The sequence below is a fragment of the Duganella sp. AC237 genome (assembly GCF_979254035.1).
In genome coordinates, this window is the sequence record NZ_CEEDEW010000003.1 from 707,626 (window position 1) to 723,095 (window position 15,470).

The window sequence follows — 15,470 nt, forward strand, 5'->3', positions numbered from 1 at the left end:
CGAGCGAAGCTTTGGGCTTGGCTCGTAACCATGGGATCTGTCGATGAAAGCACTTCTTGCATGCTTGTTTTGCGCCTTGTTCTCGGGCGGCGCTTTTTCCGCCAGCTTTGACTGCGGCGGCGCCGCCACCGCAACGGAACGACTTATTTGTTCGGATGCCGATTTGTCGAAGATGGACGAGGAATTGGCCGCTAGCTATAAGAAAACGCTGGCCTCGCTGGACGACGTCAACAGGAAGCGACTAGTGGCGGAACAAAAGTCCTGGCTGAAATCCTCCCGCAGCCTGTGCGACGACGTCGCCTGCCTGCGCCGTTCATATGAAACACGAGCCAGGTTGCTGCAGGAATGCCACGGCGTTTGCCTCGACTTGTCGGAGGAGTACGCCTCCAACGGAGAAAATCACTTCCTCATGACAATGCGGGATGCGAACGCCCGTAACCAGTCATTCAGCAAAGACCTGTCGCGTAGAAAGCTCGGCGCCGTATCCGGCTGCGAAACGCTGGTTGATATCGCCGTGGGCACGGCTCACGGCAACCACAGCTTTGGTGGCCTTTGCCGGCTAGGCAGTGAGAGGGCGGCCAGCTTCTTCATGGTCTGCAATGATGAGATGCTTGGCAATTTCAAAGTCATGCCGGCCGCGAGCGGCACGACCAGATACCAGTTAGCGGATTTCACCATCAAGAATTGCTTTGGCGGTTGAGCGAGTCGTTTCGAGCAGGTTCGCCCTTCCGTCCGTGCGCTTCTATATGGCTGCCGGCTGTCCTCGTAACACCTCGAGTTGTCGCAGCATCCCGTGCAGAATACTGTCCGCCAAGTCTTGCGGAAACCCTGCGGGAATGTTTCGATAAGCGGCTTGTATGACCTGCGGCGTCTGCACAATCAATTCCTCGATGATGCGTTCGGCTGCCAGGGCGCCCAGATTCACCCGTCGCGCCATGGCGGACCAGTGCCGGCGCTGGATTCGGTAGACCTCGTAGTAATTGGTGCTGCCCCGGACCGCCATCGCAAGCTTGGCGTCACGCGGCTGGATCTGGTTTCTTCCCGTACCGATGATCGGGTGTGCGGACAGCACGTCGTACAAGGGCGTAGCGCGGTAGCGGCCGCCCGGCAGTATCGCAAGGCTGAAGTTTTTCGCGTGCCCATCCGTTGCGATCAGTAGCCAGAATAAGAGTTGCGTCTTGTAAAAGTTTAGGCGGTCGAGTTCGGCCGCTTCAGAGCCGAAGAGCAGCTGCATGATCCGCTCGATGCCCGGGCCGCCTTCGCGCTGGTACTTTTCGAGCGGAGAGCAGCCGACCGCCTGGCACATGTCTTCTTGTGGCAGACGCGCTATCCAGGTGCCGTCGTCGGAATTCTTGCGGTCGAACCGTTCGACGGCCAATACCTTTTGGTCGTCAAATTGAAGGATGGCAGAGCGCGCGACGGGCAAGCCGAACAGCGCCATAATTTGAGAACAGAGCCATTCGTTTTCCACCGATGTTCGAAAGTCCGCCTGCATGTCGCCGACCATGCCGAGCGGAAGTTTCAATATGTGTGTGGTGGGCGTGCTCCCTTGCGGCAGCAGCCATTGGCCTTCGCGCCAGAGCAGGGCGGTCTTCTCTTGCGCGCCGGCGATCGAGAGCCGCAGATCGGCGTTGGACTCCGCGCGGGCCAATCCCCCGGCGGGCGCGGTGGTCGACCGCAACAGTTTCGCGACGCGCTGCTCATCGAGCGGATCGCCACGAATGCTGAACAGATCGTCCGGGACTTGATCGACCGGCAACAGCTGGGCCGCGCCAACGCAGTCGCGGCCGATGGCGGCGAGCAGTTCGAACGGTGATGTTCCTCCGGTTTGATGCCGTTGTGCCAGGCGTCGCCGAATGGGTTCGCTATCCGGTAACAGATTGTCGAAGTAATTCGTCACCACGTCGCCGGAGTAGGCTGCGTTGTCCGCCCGGAAGGGCATGGACAAGGATAACGGACGTCCCTGCTCGTGCTCGATCCACTGGTGGAAATACTCGAAAGTCGATGTGTTGGCTGCGTTGGTCCACTTCCCTACTGGAATGCCATTCAGCCAGACATTCAAACTTCCCCGGTTACGTGCGCGCGCCATGGTTCACCATTTGGTCTTGTCGGACTGCTGGATGGCCTGTGGCGGAAGCTTTGCCGTCCTCCCGGTGGGCGTGTTGAGCTCTGGTTTCTTAGCGATGTAGGCCGCAGGGTTTTGTGCCGCCGCCGGCGCGCGACCGTGACCTTCCCCTGCGGGCGAATCGGGCGGCGAGAAATTGAGTTCGACATTAAGCAAGCGCAGAATGGTGTATAGGCGTTCCACACTGGTCGAGCCCAGGTTCGATTCGATTTGCGCGTAGCTTTGCTGGGTGATTCCCAGCTTTTCAGCCATCGCCGCTTGGGTGAGACCGGCCCGCTTTCGGAAGCCTTGGATAAGCGGCTTTAACTGATCGATGGTTTGGAGGGGAAATGGCATAAACAGGTGCGTTGATAAGCGATTCTTACAGTATATGGCCTGTTAGCTGTAAAAACAATATAGAACCTGTTATTTTGTGTTGGCATTCGACAGAATACAGTTCAAAAGCTGTAATATAGAAATACAGCCTAAGCACTGTTAAGTCCTTCGACACCGGGAGGGGCGACGTAATGGTGAAAAATATAACTGCATATGGCGGTTTTCGTTATTGGAATGGCCTATTGCTAGGAGGGAAATACGGCCACACTTAATGCTGCGAAAACTTTTGCCCTGTTCCGGCGCCAATATGAAAAATCCACCTCGCCGCCGCGTTGCCGGCATGCTCCTGCTGCTGCTTGCGTCCTCGATTGCCGCCCCGGTGATGGCGCAGACAACGCCACCGGCGTTCGCAGCCATTTTCGGCGACCACGCCGTGTTGCAGCGCGGTGAGCCCTTGACCGTGTGGGGCACGGCAAGCCCTGGCCAGCGCGTGACGGTGAGCCTGGGCAGCAAGACCGCCGAGGCGCAGGCAGGAGCGAACGGACGATGGCGCTCGAGCCTGCCGGCGATGGCGGCCGGCGGACCGCACACCCTGTCGGTCACCGCCGACGGTGCCGGCACCACGCTCCAGGACATCATGATCGGCGACGTCTACCTGTGCGGCGGCCAGTCGAACATGGCGTTCCCGGCGCGGCTGTCCACCGGCGCCTGGCCAAACTTTCCCGACAATCCGAACCTGCGCTTCGTCAATGTTCAACTCGTCAGCGAAGCCGCCGTCCAGGACGATCTGAAACGGCCGCTGGCATGGGAGGTGGTGTCGCCCAAAACGGCGGGCGAGGCTTCGGCGGTGTGCTACTACATGGCACGCACGCTGCAACAGCGCCAAAAGGTGCCGGTCGGCTTCATCAATTCGAGCTGGGGCGGCACCACCATCCAGGGCTGGATCGGCGCGTCGTCGCTGAAGACCTTGCCGGCCTACGCCCAGCGGCTCGACGCGCTGGCCGACATGGCGTCGAATCCGCCCAAGGCGATGGCCGGCGAGGCGCGCCGGCACCAGCAATGGTGGGATGCGCACGACCCGCAGGCCAGGGCCCAACGCGGGTGGAGTGCGCCGGACTTCGACGATTCCGCCTGGCCGAGCCTGACGCCCCAGGGATCGTGGAAGGAAGCCGGCATCCCGTCGCTGGCGGACTTCGATGGCGCCGCGTGGTTCCGCACCACCGTGACCCTGGATGCGGCGCAGGCGCGGGCGGCGAACATGCTGCAGCTCGGCCCCATCGATACCTACGACAGCACCTGGGTCAACGGCGTGCGGGTGGGCGGCGGCAGCACCGCCTGGGTGTGGCGCGAGTATCCGGTGCCGGCCGGCGTGTTCAAGCCGGGCCGCAACGTGATCGCCGTTCACGTGCTCAGCGGCGGCACCGGCGGCGGGTTGACCGGGCAGCCGGAACATCGCGGCGTCAAGACCGGCGACGGCAAGTTCATCGCCCTGTCGGCGCCGTGGAAATACCAGGTGGGCACACGCTTGAAGGGGCTGTCGATACCGCCGGCGCCGTGGGATATTCCGACCAGCCTGTCGACCTTGCACAATGCGATGATCGCACCGCTGGCCGGCTACAAGTTCAAGCTGGCGGCGTGGTACCAGGGCGAGTCCAACACCGGCGAAGCCAAGGAATACGAGACTTTGCTGGCGCTGCTGATCGCCGATTGGCGCAAGACTTTCGGCCAGCCGCAATTGCCCTTCCTGGTCGCCCAGCTGTCGTCGTTCGGCGCGGCCGCGACCAAGCCGGGCGATTCGGATTGGGCGCGGTTGCGCGAGGCCCAGGCCAACACCGTTCGCAACGACCCGCATGCCGGCCTGGCCGTCACCATCGACGCCGGCGACCGCACCGATATTCATCCGCCGCAAAAAGCGCTGGTGGGCGAGCGGCTGGCCCTGGCGGCGCGCGCGCTGGCCTACGGCGAGACGATCGCGCCGGGCGGACCGGAGGCGGTTGGCGTGACGCGGGCGGGCGAGGATCTGCTGGTCAAATTCAAAAACGCCGGCGGCGGACTACGCACCTACAGCGCGGCCCACGCGATCGGTTTCGAGGCGTGCGCCGGCGCCGATTGTCGGTATGTGCTGGCGGCGCCGCAAGGCGACACCGTGATTTTGAAAGGGGCCAATCTGCCAGGCACGACGCACGTCCGCTATGCCTGGGCCGACGCGCCCTCCGTGAATCTGTATAGCGCCGAGGACTTGCCGGCCGCGCCGTTCGAACTGGAGATTAAGTAAGCGGCGACGGGCTTCGTCCGCGTCATATTGAATGGGTAATCAGATCCATCTGGAGGATGACTTGAACAAAAAAAATACGAACGGTGTGGGCAAGGGTATCTCGGAAGGCCGGCGGCAGTTGCTGGTATCGGCCGGCCTGGCGATGGCGTTTCCCGGACTTGCCGGCGCCACGATGGTCGCCACCCCGGCGGCCGGCGATCGCGAAGACCTGGAATTGTGGTACCAGCGCCCAGCCGGCGCGTGGGTCGAAGCGCTACCGGTGGGGAATGGCCGGCTCGGTGCGATGTGCTTTGGACGGGTCGCCCAGGAGCGCATCCAGCTGAACGAGGACACGCTGTTCGCCGGCGGACCGTATGACTCGAACAATCCGCGTTCGCTGGAGGCGCTGCCCAAGGTCAGGAAGCTGGTCGATGAAGGCAAGTTCGCCGAGGCGGCGGACCTGATCTCCTCCTCGATGATGGCCACGCCGATGAAGCAGATGCCGTACGGGGCGGCCGGCGACCTGCTGCTCGACTTCGTGGGCGTGGCGGGCGCCGACAGTTACCGGCGTTCGCTCGAACTGGACACCGCCATCGCCGCCACGCGCTTCAATGACGGCAAGGCGCGGCATGTGCGCGAAGTGTTTGCCAGCGCGCCCGACCAGGTGCTGGTGATCCGCCTGACCGCCCAGGGCGGCACGCTTGATTTCGATCTTGGCTATCGTCATCCGGCCGACGCCAGGTACGGTGTCACCGACTACAACGGCCAGCGGAACGAGGCGGCGGGGGTGATCGGCGCGCCTTGGGATTATCGGGAACCGCCGCGCGCCGGGGAGCGCCCGTCGACGTTGTCCGTGCGCGCCGACGGCGCCGACGCGCTGCTGATCGAAGGGCGCAACATCGAATCGTCCGGCATTCCGGCGGCGCTGCGCTACGCGGTGCGCGTGAAGGCTCTTGGCGACGGCACGGTCACGCCGCGCGGCGACCGCATCGAGGTGCGCGGCGCGCGCACGGTGACGCTGCTGGTGGCGGTGGCGACCAGCTACATCAACTACGCAGACGTCGGTGGCGACCCGCTCAAGACCGTGCGGGCGCAGACCGAGGCCGCCGCCGCCAAACCGTACGCGCGCTTGCGCGCCGCGCACCTGGCGGCGCACCAGAAGCTGTTCCGGCGGCTGTCGCTGCGCATCGGTTCCAGCGCCGGTTCCAATGCCGCCGCGGCCACGCCGACCAACGAACGCATCGCCGCCGTCGAGACGCGTCCGGATGCCGCGCTGGCGGCGCTGTACGTGCAGTACGGCCGCTATCTGCTGATGTCGTCGTCGCGCCCCGGCAGCCAGCCGGCCAACCTGCAAGGCCTGTGGAACGAGGGGACCAATCCGCCGTGGGGTTCCAAGTACACCATCAACATCAACACCGAGATGAATTACTGGCCGGCCGAATCGGCCAACCTGGGCGAGTGCGTCGAGCCGCTGGTGCGCATGGTGGAGGATTTGTCGGTCACCGGCGCCGTCACCGCGCGCGAGGGCTACGGCGCGCGCGGCTGGATGGCGCATCACAACACCGATTTGTGGCGCGCCGCCGCGCCCATCGACGGCCCGAAATGGGGCATGTGGCCGTGCGGCGGCGCGTGGTTGTGCCAGGCGTTGTGGGACCACTACGAATACAATCCGGACCCGGCGTACCTGCGCCGCATCTACCCGCTAATGAAAGGCGCTGCGTTGTTCTTCGTCGATACGCTGGTGGAGGATCCGCAGGGCAGGGGGCTGGTCACGTCGCCGTCGATCTCGCCCGAGAACGAGCATCACAAAGGCGTGGCCACCTGCGCCGGCCCGGCCATGGACCGCCAGATCGTGCGCGACCTGTTCGGCTGGACGCTCAAGGCCCATGCGCTGCTCAAGGACGGCGACGGCGCCTTCGCCACCACCCTGGCGAGCATGCGTGCGCGTCTGCCGGCCGACCGCGTCGGCGCGCAGGGGCAGTTGCAGGAATGGCTGGAGGATTGGGACGCCGGCGCGCCGGAGCAGCAGCACCGCCATGTCTCGCACCTGTACGCGGTCTACCCGAGCGAGCAAATCAACGTGCGCGACACGCCGGAGCTGATCGCGGCGGCGAAGGTGACGCTCAACACGCGCGGCGACAAATCGACCGGCTGGGCGACGGCGTGGCGGCTGGCGCTGTGGACGCGCATGGGCGAGGGCGAGCGCGCCTATTCGATCCTGCAAGGACTACTGGGGCCGGAGCGCACCTATCCGAACATGTTCGATTCCCATCCGCCTTTCCAAATCGACGGTAACTTCGGCGGCGCGGCGGCGATCCTGGAGATGCTGGTGCAGTCCTGGGGCGGTGAGATCCACATCCTCGCGGCGTTGCCCAAGGCATGGCCGGAAGGTTCGTTGCGCGGCGTGCGCGCCAAGGGCGGCGTCGAAATCGACCTTGACTGGGCGGACGGCCGGATGACGCGATTGCGCCTGCGCGGAAAGCCGCACGACAAGGTGCGGGTGCGCTACGGCGGCCGCTTGATACGGGTTGCGTTGGATAAGAACGGAGCGGGTGCGGTGTTTTAGCCGCTCGGCATGGGCCGGCAGGTGTTTTCAAAAAGGACACTTATATATGCGTCGATGTCCGGGAACAGCTTGGACAAGTCGGATTAGGCATCGCGGCCGCTTGACGCTGCGCACCCTTGCGCTTATATTAATGACTTATAAGTAAGTTAAAATGAAAACCACCCATGCAAGCCTCTCAAGACACCAAGCCACGCTGGGAGCGGCGCAAGGACGCGCGGCCGCAGGAGTTGCTGGCCGCCGCACTGGAGCAGTTCGTCGAACGTGGCTATGCGGCCACCCGTCTTGAAGACGTAGCCAAGCGCGCCGGCGTATCCAAGGGCACGCTGTACCTGTATTTCGCCAACAAGGAAGAGCTGTTCAAGGCCGTCGTGCGCGAGACCATCGTGCAAGCGATCGGCGAAGCCGAGCAGGACGTGGCGGTGTTCGAAGGCCATAGCGGCGAGTTGCTGCGCACCATTCTGATGGCCTGGTGGGACGAGATTTGCACCACCCACCTGGCCGGCATCACGAAGCTGATGCTCTCCGAAGGCCAGAATTTCCCCGAACTTGCCAAGTTTTACAACGAAGAGGTGGTCAAGCGCGGCAGCGACCTGATCACCAGCGTGCTGGTGCGCGGCATCGGCCGGGGCGAGTTTCGACCGGTCGATCCGGCCGTGATGACGCCGGTGCTGATCGCCCCCGTGATGATGCTGATGATGTGGACAAATTCCTTCATGCCGGCCTGCGAGATGCCGGCGATCGACCCCCACGCCTTCATGAATGCCTTCATCGGCACCACCCTGGGCGGCCTGGAGGTGGCCGCGCCGTGAGCGGCCCCAGGGCGTTTTCCGTCCAAGTTGCCAATTTGGTAGGTTCATCCCCCTTAAACTGCAGACTGTCGCAATTTCCCGCGATACGGCCGTCAACTCGTTAATATGTGCCTCCATGCCAGTTCAACGATAAAATGACGGATTATTTAATCCCGACCGAGTCATAAGATGAATATCGAACAAGCCCGTTTCAACATGATCGAACAGCAAATCCGTCCGTGGGACGTCCTCGACCCGGACGTTCTGGAGCTGTTGCACGTGGTTAAACGTGAGAATTTCGTCCCCGCCGCGCACAAGGCGCTGGCCTTCGTCGACGCCGAGATCCCGCTGCCGGGCGGCGAATCGATGCTGATGCCGAAGATCGAGGCGCGCCTGCTGCAGGACGTGAACCTGAAAAAGCACGAGAACGTGCTCGAGATCGGCACCGGTTCCGGCTACATGGCCGCGCTGCTGGCGCACAAGGGCCGCCACGTGACGACGGTGGAAATCTCGCCGGAGCTGAAGGCGCTGGCGGAAAAGAATTTGGCCGACAACGACGTGACCAATGTGAAGGTCGAGCTGGGTAACGGCGCGCAGGGCTGGCCGAGCGGCGCGCCGTACGACGTGATCGTCGTGTCGGGCTCGCTGCCGGTGTTGCCCGAGTCGCTGTTGCAGCAGTTGAAAGTGGGCGGCCGCCTGGCCGTCATCATCGGCCAGGCGCCGGCGATGAAGGCGCAACTGATTACCCGTACCGGCGAAGCCGGCTACGACACGCGCACCTTGTTCGAAACCAGCGTCAAGCCGCTGGCCTCGGCCACGACGCCGTCGGCCTTCCAGTTCTAAGCGGCGGGCGGCCTATGCAGCATATTACCGCTCCGGAACTGGCCGCGTGGCTGGCCGACGAGGCGCGTCCCAAGCCGGTGTTGCTGGACGTGCGCGAGAATTGGGAATTCGAGACCTGCCGCATCGACGGCGCGGTGCAGATCCCGATGAACACGATCCCGGCGCGCATCGACGACCTCGATGAGGACGCCGAGATCGTTTGCATCTGCCACCACGGCGCGCGCAGCCTGCAGGTGGCCGCCTTCCTGGAGCGTAACGGCTTCGGCAAGACGGTCAACCTGACCGGCGGCATCCACGCCTGGGCGTTGCAGGTGGACCCGGCGATGCCGAAGTACTAGCCGCGGCCGACGCAATCGGCGCGGCGCCAAGGTGGCAGTGTTTTTGATTTGATCAACTTTTTTGATGACTCCAACGGAGAATGCAATGCAGAGACCCCTTATCGCCGTGCTGATCACCAGCGCCTTTTTGACGCTCAACGCACAGGCGGCCGATCTTCTTCAAGTCTATCAGCAAGCGCTCGCGAACGACGCCACGTACGCCAGCGCCCGCTCTTCGGTTGAAGCTGGTCGCGAGCGGATCACGCAAGGGCGCTCCGGGCTGCTGCCGGTGATCGCCGCCAGCGGGTCGAACACCCGCAACACGGGTGATTTCACGCCGTTCAACGTCGGCGCCGTCGATGTCATCGGCGGCGTGCCGGTCGTCTCAAACAAGCGCAATACCGATTACCACACCAACGTCTACACCGTTTCGCTGACGCAGCCGCTGTTCAACTGGGGCCTGTGGCAGAGCTATGAGCAGAGCAAGCTGGCGCAGGCGCAGGCCGAGGCCGCCTTTGCCCAGGCGCGGCTGGACTTGATCACCCGCGTGGCGCAAGCCTATTTCGACGTGCTCACGGCGCAGGACAACCTGACCTCGACCCAGGCGCAGAAGGTGGCGACCACCGAGCAGCTGGCCTCGGCCAAGCGCAACTTCGAAGTTGGCACCCAGACCATCACCGATACCCACGAGGCGCAGGCGGCCTACGATCTGGTGGTGGCGCAGGAATTTGCCGCGATTAACGATCTGGACAACAAGCGCACCGCGCTGCAGGTCATCATCGGCCAGGCGCCGGGCGAACTGGCGCCGCTGCGCGCGGGCGTGACCATCGCCGCGCCGGAGCCGGCCGCGGTCGATCCGTGGATCAGCTCGGCAGAAGGCCAGAACTTCGCCGTGATTTCGGCCCAATTGTCGCTGGAGATCGCCAAGCGCGAAATCTCGCGCAACCGCGCCAACCACCTGCCCACGGCCAATCTGACGGCGGCAACCCAGCACAGCAGCCAGACCGCGTCCGGCACGCAGAAGACCAACGCCATCGGCGTGACCTGGAATATTCCGATCTTCAACGGCTTCGCCATCACCAGCAAGGTGCGCGAAACCATCGCCCTGGAAGACCGCGCACGCAACGACCTCGAAGCGACCAAGCGGCAGGCGTCGCAAGCTGCGCGCCAGGCTTTCCTCGGCATGAACAGCGGCCTGGCCCAGGTCAAGGCGTTGGAGGCGGCCGAAGTGTCGAGCAAGTCGTCGCTCGATTCGAACAAGCTGGGCTACCAGGTCGGCGTGCGGATCAACATCGACGTGCTCAACGCGCAGCGCCAGTTGTACTCGACCCAGCGCGACCTGTCGCGCGCGCGCTACGACACCATCATGAATGGCCTGCGCCTGAAGTCTGCCGCCGGCACGTTGAAGGAAGAGGATCTGGCGCCGGTCAACGCGCTGTTGGCGCGTTAAACCTCAAGCCTGGTTACAGCCCCGCACCCTGGCCGTCGAAGCTGCGCTCGATCAATTCGATCTTGTAGCCGTCCGGGTCGGTGACGAAGGCGATCACCGTCGAGCCGCCCTTGACGGGGCCCGGTTCGCGGGTGACGGTGCCGCCGTTGGCGCGCACCGCCGCGGCCGCCGCGTAGATGTCGTCGGCCGAGACGGCGATGTGGCCATAGGCGTTGCCCATGTCGTAGCTGGTGGTGCCGTAGTTGTACGTCAGCTCCAGCTCGGCATGGTCGGGGTTGGAACCGTAGCCCAGGAACGCCAGCGTGTACTTGTACTCCGGATTGTCACTGGTGCGCAGCAGCTTCATGCCCAGCACTTTGGTGTAAAAATCGATCGAGCGCTGGAGGTCGCCGACTCGCAGCATGGTGTGCAAAATACGCATCGTGGTCTTTCGTTCGTAAATGAGAAACCGGGATTTTATGCGTTTTGCCGCATCCGTGCTTGTCCCGGCATCAGCCCTGCAACTGGGCGTCGAGCGTGATCTCGGCGTTGAGCAGCTTCGACACCGGACAATTGAGCTTGGCCTTCAACGCCGCCTCGTCGAATTTTTTCTGGTCGGCGCCGGGGATCGTGGCCACCAGGTTCAGGTGCACCTTGGTGATGGCGAAGGCGCCGTCGACCTTGTCCAGGGTCACGGTCGCCGTGGTGGCCAGATGCTTGGCCGTCATGCCGGCCTCGGCCAGGATGCCGGACAGCGCCATCGTGAAGCAGCCGGCGTGGGCCGCGCCGATCAACTCCTCCGGATTGGTGCCGGGACCGTCTTCGAAGCGGGTGTGGAAACCGTATTGCACGCCGTCCATTGCGCCGCTCTCGGTGGAGATCTTGCCGGCGCCGTCCTTCAGGGCGCCGCTCCATACTGCCGATCCTGCGCGTTCGTTGCTCATGATGTTCTCCGTGTGGTGGATCTGTCGATCGGGAGTCTCATCATGGCGGCAGTGTGCGGCCCAGTCCGTTCGCTTCCGCACACTGCGCAGGGCCGTTAGCGCGCGGCCGTCCTGGCGGCGGCCGGTGCCACGCGCCAGATGATGTTGCCGACATCGTCGGCCACCAGCAGCGCGCCGGCCTTGTCGACCGCCACGCCCACCGGCCGGCCCTGCGCCTTGCCGTCCTTGTCGAGGAAGCCGGACAGGAAGTCCTGCGGCGGCCCCGACGGCTTGCCGCCGCTGAACGGCACGAATACCACCTTGTAGCCACTGTGCGGCTTGCGGTTCCACGAGCCGTGCTGGCCGATGAACACGCCGCCCTGGTAGTTCTGCGGGAACAGCTTGGCCTCGTAGAAAGTCAGCCCCAGCGAGGCGGTGTGGCCGCCCAGCGCGTAGTCGGGCGCGATGGCCTTGGCCACCAGGTCCGGCTTGGGCGGCTTGACGCGGGCGTCAACCTTCTGGCCGAAGTAGCTGTACGGCCAGCCGTAGAAGCCGCCGTCCTTGACCGACGTCATATAGTCGGGCACCAGATCGTTGCCCAGCTCGTCGCGCTCGTTGACGGCGGTCCACAGGGCTTTGGTCTGCGGCTCCCAGCCCATGCCGTTGGGGTTGCGCAGCCCGGTGGCGAACAGGCGCGACTTGTTGGTGGCCAGGTCCAGCTCCCAGATCGCCGCGCGGCCTTCCTCGGCCTCCATGCCGTTCTCGGCGACGTTGCTGTTCGAGCCGACCGTCGCGTACAGGAATTTGCCGTCGGGACTGGCGATGATGTTCTTGGTCCAGTGGTGGTTGATGGTGCCGGCCGGCAGGTCCATGACCTTGACGCCGGCGGCGCTAATGCTGGTCTCGCCTTCCTTGTACGGGAAGCGCACGATGGCGTCGCTGTTGGCCACGTACAGGTTGTTGCCGACCAGCGCCATGCCGAACGGCGAATTCAAGCCCTTGAGGAAGACGGTGCGGGTCTGCGCCACGCCCTTGGCGTCGAGCCCGCGCAGCAGGGTGATGCGGTTGGCCGATTCGGTCACCGCGCCGGCCTTTTTCATCTGATGTTTCATGACGGCGCCCTTGATGCCTTTGCTGTCGTCCGGCTTGGGCGGGGCGTTGGTTTCGGCCACCAGCACGTCGCCGTTGGGCAGGGTGTAGACCCAGCGCGGATGGTCCAGCCCGCGCGCGTAGGCGGTCACGGCGAAGCCGGCGGCCGGCTGCGGGGTTTCCTGCGCGGTCCAGCGGTCCACCGGCGCGACGTTAACGGTGGGGATCAGCGATTTTTCCGGTTCCGGCAGCGTTGGATGAGGGCCGAAGCCGACCGGATAGGAGGCGCCCTGCGCCAGCACCGCTTGCGGCGCCAGCACGGCGCCGAGGATCAGGAGTGCGCTTGCGGTGGTGTTTTTCATGGTGATGTTCGTTACCCTGGTAATTTTATTGTGGTTGGCGGATGAGCCTAAGGCCCGGCCGCGCTTTGAATCGCGTTGTTAGTCGCGTGTGGTGTTGGGCTGCGGTCGCGCGGTGGCGTCGCGCGGGACCGGCGTCTTGACGTGCTCGACGCCGGGCTTGTTGCGCGCGTCGGTGTCGACCATGCCGCTGTCGACGTCGGCGGCGGCCTGTTTCCCCACGCTGCGCGGCTCGATCTCCTGGCCGTCTGGCGACTCGTCGCGCTCGTGCGGCAGGCGCTGCTGGTCATCGTTCTTTATTTTCTCGGTAGTGTTGATTTGTTTGTCCTTCATCATGTTCTCCTTCGTATCTTTGTTGTAAGGATCTTAGCGAGTTGGTTTTCCGTCAGTCGCCAGATTGAATTTCGACAACATCGGCGAGAACTCGTTTATCATTTAGTCTACTTTTTCTCCGCCAAGGTTGATCGCATGAGCACTGCCGCACATTCCGTCCCGGACAGCCACGCGCCGGCCGGCCGCTGCCCCAACTGCGAGGCGGTGCTCACCGGCGCTTTTTGCGCCAGTTGCGGCCAGGAAGCCCACCTGCACCACGCCAGCACGCGCGAATTCCTGCACGAGTTCATCGGCCATTACGTGGCGATCGAGGGCAAGCTGTGGGGCACGATGTCGCGCCTGCTGTTCCGTCCGGGCTTGCTGACCAATGAATACATCCGGGGCCGCCGCGTGCGCTTCGTGCAGCCGCTGCGGATCTATCTCACCTTGAGCCTGCTGTTTTTCGCGGTGCTCAAGTTCACCGGCGGTTTCGAGCCGGTGATCGACGAGAACGCGCGGCCGGCAAGCGCGGAGGTGGCGCGCACCGCCAAGCGCGACGCAGCGCAGGCGGACAACGAGCCGGGCCCGAAGGCGTTCGGCGACTTCCTGGGACGCTGGCCGCGGCTTCAGCACCAGTGGCATATCTTCGACGCGCTGCCGCAGGAGCAGCAGAAAAAAGTGTTCGTCGAGGCCTTCTACAAATATGCGCCCTACGCGATTTTCTGCCTGATGCCGGTGTTCGCGCTGTTCCTCAAGATTCTCTACCTCGGATCGGGGCGGCGCTTCGGCGAGCATGTGCTGTTCGCACTGCACACCAACGCTTTCGCCTATTTCGTCTTCTGCGCCATGTTGCTGATCAATGTGGGCATCGTCGACTTCGTGCTGTGGTGCTGGCTGCTGCTGTATCTGCCGTGGGCGATGCGGCGCGTCTACCATCGCAGCCGCTTCGGCACCTTCTGGCGCTGGGCGGTGCTGATGGCGTCCTTCATGATCTGCATCTTCGTCGCCAGCGCCCTGAGCGCGGCCAGCGGCATCATGACCTTGCACTGACTGAGGCCGCACTGAAACGGCGGCGGTTCAAATGCGGGCTGGTGCTTGCAGTCTGGCGGCCCGCGCACTATACTGCGGAAAATACTGTCTAAACGTACAGTAACGGGTGGGCCGACGGGTGATGGCAGAAGCCGGCGTTATGGGTTACCCTGCTGCGTGTCGTCGATCCCACCTTTTTGCCGAGACTTTTATGACCGCCACGCACGCCGTTTTCCATACCATTGCACTGGTCGTGCGCCCCAACACCGACGGCATCGCCGAATCGGTGGGCAGCGTGGTCGACTTCCTGCGCCGGGGCGGCTACACGGTGGTGTTCGAAGAGCAGACCGCCGAGCACCTGGCGGGCGGCTTCGACGGCGTGCGCGCGCTGAGCGCCAGCGAGATCGGCGCCGAATGCGACGCCGCCATCGTCATGGGCGGCGACGGCACCATGCTCGGCATCGCGCGCCAGCTCGCGCCGTTCGACGTGCCGCTGATCGGCATCAACCAGGGACGCCTCGGCTTCATGACCGACATCCCGCTCGACGGCATGCTCGACGTGCTGGCCAAGATCCTCGGGGGCAGCTACAAGGCCGAACGCCGCACCCTGCTCGAGGGGCGCGTGCGGCGCGACGGCAAGGACATCCACTTCGGTCTGGCCGTCAACGACGTTGTCGTCGCGCGCGGCGCCGGCGCCGGCATGGCCGAACTGCGGGTCGACGTCGACGGCCACTTCATGTACAACCAGCGCTCCGATGGCCTGATCATCTCCACGCCGACCGGTTCCACCGCGTACGCGCTGTCGGCCGGCGGCCCGCTGCTGCATCCGAGCCTGGGCGGCGTGGTGCTGGTGCCGATCGCGCCGCACGCGCTGTCGAACCGGCCGATCGTGCTGCCCGAGTCGAGCCAGATCGTCATCGAGATTGTGCGCGGACGCGATTGCAGCGTCAACTTCGACATGCAAACCTTCGCCAGCCTGCAGTCGCAGGACCAGATCGTGATCCAGCGCTCGCCGCACGCGATCACCTTCCTGCACCCGGAGGGCTGGAACTACTTCAATACGCTGCGCGACAAGCTCCACTGGAACGAGTATCCATCGGGCGAAGGCAAACTCAATTAAC

At 64.1% G+C, this 15,470-nt stretch carries 15 protein-coding genes; 9 read left to right on the forward strand and 6 right to left on the reverse strand.

The window, feature by feature from the left end; all coding sequences use genetic code 11:
* Window positions 1-43 precede the first annotated feature (43 nt).
* The gene (locus AC0IYS_RS03485; protein WP_471703865.1) at window positions 44-700 is read left to right on the forward strand and encodes a lysozyme inhibitor LprI family protein; all 657 of its coding nucleotides are present in this window, start codon (window positions 44-46) and stop codon (window positions 698-700) included.
* A 42-nt stretch (window positions 701-742) separates the two neighbouring features.
* Here the strand turns inward: AC0IYS_RS03485 and AC0IYS_RS03490 are convergent, their stop codons facing one another.
* Both AC0IYS_RS03490 and AC0IYS_RS03495 read right to left on the reverse strand, forming a co-directional pair.
* Complete coding sequence (locus tag AC0IYS_RS03490; RefSeq protein WP_471703866.1) at window positions 743-2,089, reverse strand: type II toxin-antitoxin system HipA family toxin; 1,347 nt, start codon at window positions 2,087-2,089, stop codon at window positions 743-745.
* Between the two features lie 3 nt (window positions 2,090-2,092).
* Window positions 2,093-2,461, reverse strand: a complete 369-nt coding sequence (locus AC0IYS_RS03495; RefSeq protein ID WP_471703867.1) for a helix-turn-helix transcriptional regulator — start codon at window positions 2,459-2,461, stop codon at window positions 2,093-2,095.
* A 286-nt stretch (window positions 2,462-2,747) separates the two neighbouring features.
* On the opposite strand from AC0IYS_RS03495, the gene AC0IYS_RS03500 reads away from it, so the two are divergent.
* From AC0IYS_RS03500 to AC0IYS_RS03525, 6 genes are all read left to right on the forward strand, one after another.
* Window positions 2,748-4,715: a sialate O-acetylesterase gene (locus AC0IYS_RS03500; RefSeq protein ID WP_471703868.1), complete on the forward strand. Its 1,968-nt coding sequence runs from the start codon at window positions 2,748-2,750 to the stop codon at window positions 4,713-4,715.
* A gap of 61 nt (window positions 4,716-4,776) precedes the next feature.
* Window positions 4,777-7,260 (forward strand): glycoside hydrolase family 95 protein, encoded by a 2,484-nt coding sequence (locus AC0IYS_RS03505; RefSeq protein WP_471703869.1) that lies wholly within the window; start codon window positions 4,777-4,779, stop codon window positions 7,258-7,260.
* A gap of 164 nt (window positions 7,261-7,424) precedes the next feature.
* The gene (locus AC0IYS_RS03510) at window positions 7,425-8,069 is read left to right on the forward strand and encodes a TetR/AcrR family transcriptional regulator (protein WP_471703870.1); all 645 of its coding nucleotides are present in this window, start codon (window positions 7,425-7,427) and stop codon (window positions 8,067-8,069) included.
* A 168-nt stretch (window positions 8,070-8,237) separates the two neighbouring features.
* On the forward strand, window positions 8,238-8,891 hold the full coding sequence (locus AC0IYS_RS03515) for a protein-L-isoaspartate O-methyltransferase family protein (protein ID WP_471703871.1): 654 nt from the start codon (window positions 8,238-8,240) through the stop codon (window positions 8,889-8,891).
* 14 nt (window positions 8,892-8,905) lie between these two features.
* Entirely contained in the window at window positions 8,906-9,229 is a 324-nt protein-coding gene (locus AC0IYS_RS03520; RefSeq protein ID WP_315219373.1) for a rhodanese-like domain-containing protein, read from the forward strand.
* 85 nt (window positions 9,230-9,314) lie between these two features.
* A complete protein-coding gene (locus tag AC0IYS_RS03525; protein ID WP_471703872.1) occupies window positions 9,315-10,658 on the forward strand; it encodes a TolC family outer membrane protein in 1,344 nt (447 codons plus the stop codon).
* Between the two features lie 13 nt (window positions 10,659-10,671).
* On the opposite strand, the gene gloA is transcribed toward AC0IYS_RS03525, so the two are convergent.
* The 4 genes from gloA to AC0IYS_RS03545 all read right to left on the reverse strand — a co-directional run bounded on the left by gloA (window position 10,672) and on the right by AC0IYS_RS03545 (window position 13,341).
* Entirely contained in the window at window positions 10,672-11,079 is a 408-nt protein-coding gene (gene gloA, locus AC0IYS_RS03530; RefSeq protein WP_471703873.1) for a lactoylglutathione lyase, read from the reverse strand.
* Between the two features lie 70 nt (window positions 11,080-11,149).
* Window positions 11,150-11,581, reverse strand: a complete 432-nt coding sequence (locus AC0IYS_RS03535) for an OsmC family protein (RefSeq protein ID WP_471703874.1) — start codon at window positions 11,579-11,581, stop codon at window positions 11,150-11,152.
* Window positions 11,582-11,676: 95 nt separating this feature from the next.
* Window positions 11,677-13,011, reverse strand: coding sequence for a PQQ-dependent sugar dehydrogenase (locus tag AC0IYS_RS03540; RefSeq protein WP_471703875.1), 1,335 nt, complete (start codon window positions 13,009-13,011; stop codon window positions 11,677-11,679).
* Window positions 13,012-13,089: 78 nt separating this feature from the next.
* Entirely contained in the window at window positions 13,090-13,341 is a 252-nt protein-coding gene (locus tag AC0IYS_RS03545; RefSeq protein ID WP_471703876.1) for a hypothetical protein, read from the reverse strand.
* Window positions 13,342-13,476: 135 nt separating this feature from the next.
* On the opposite strand from AC0IYS_RS03545, the gene AC0IYS_RS03550 reads away from it, so the two are divergent.
* Window positions 13,477-14,370: a DUF3667 domain-containing protein gene (locus AC0IYS_RS03550; protein WP_471703877.1), complete on the forward strand. Its 894-nt coding sequence runs from the start codon at window positions 13,477-13,479 to the stop codon at window positions 14,368-14,370.
* A gap of 190 nt (window positions 14,371-14,560) precedes the next feature.
* Window positions 14,561-15,469, forward strand: a complete 909-nt coding sequence (locus AC0IYS_RS03555) for an NAD kinase (protein WP_471703878.1) — start codon at window positions 14,561-14,563, stop codon at window positions 15,467-15,469.
* Window position 15,470 lies beyond the last annotated feature (1 nt).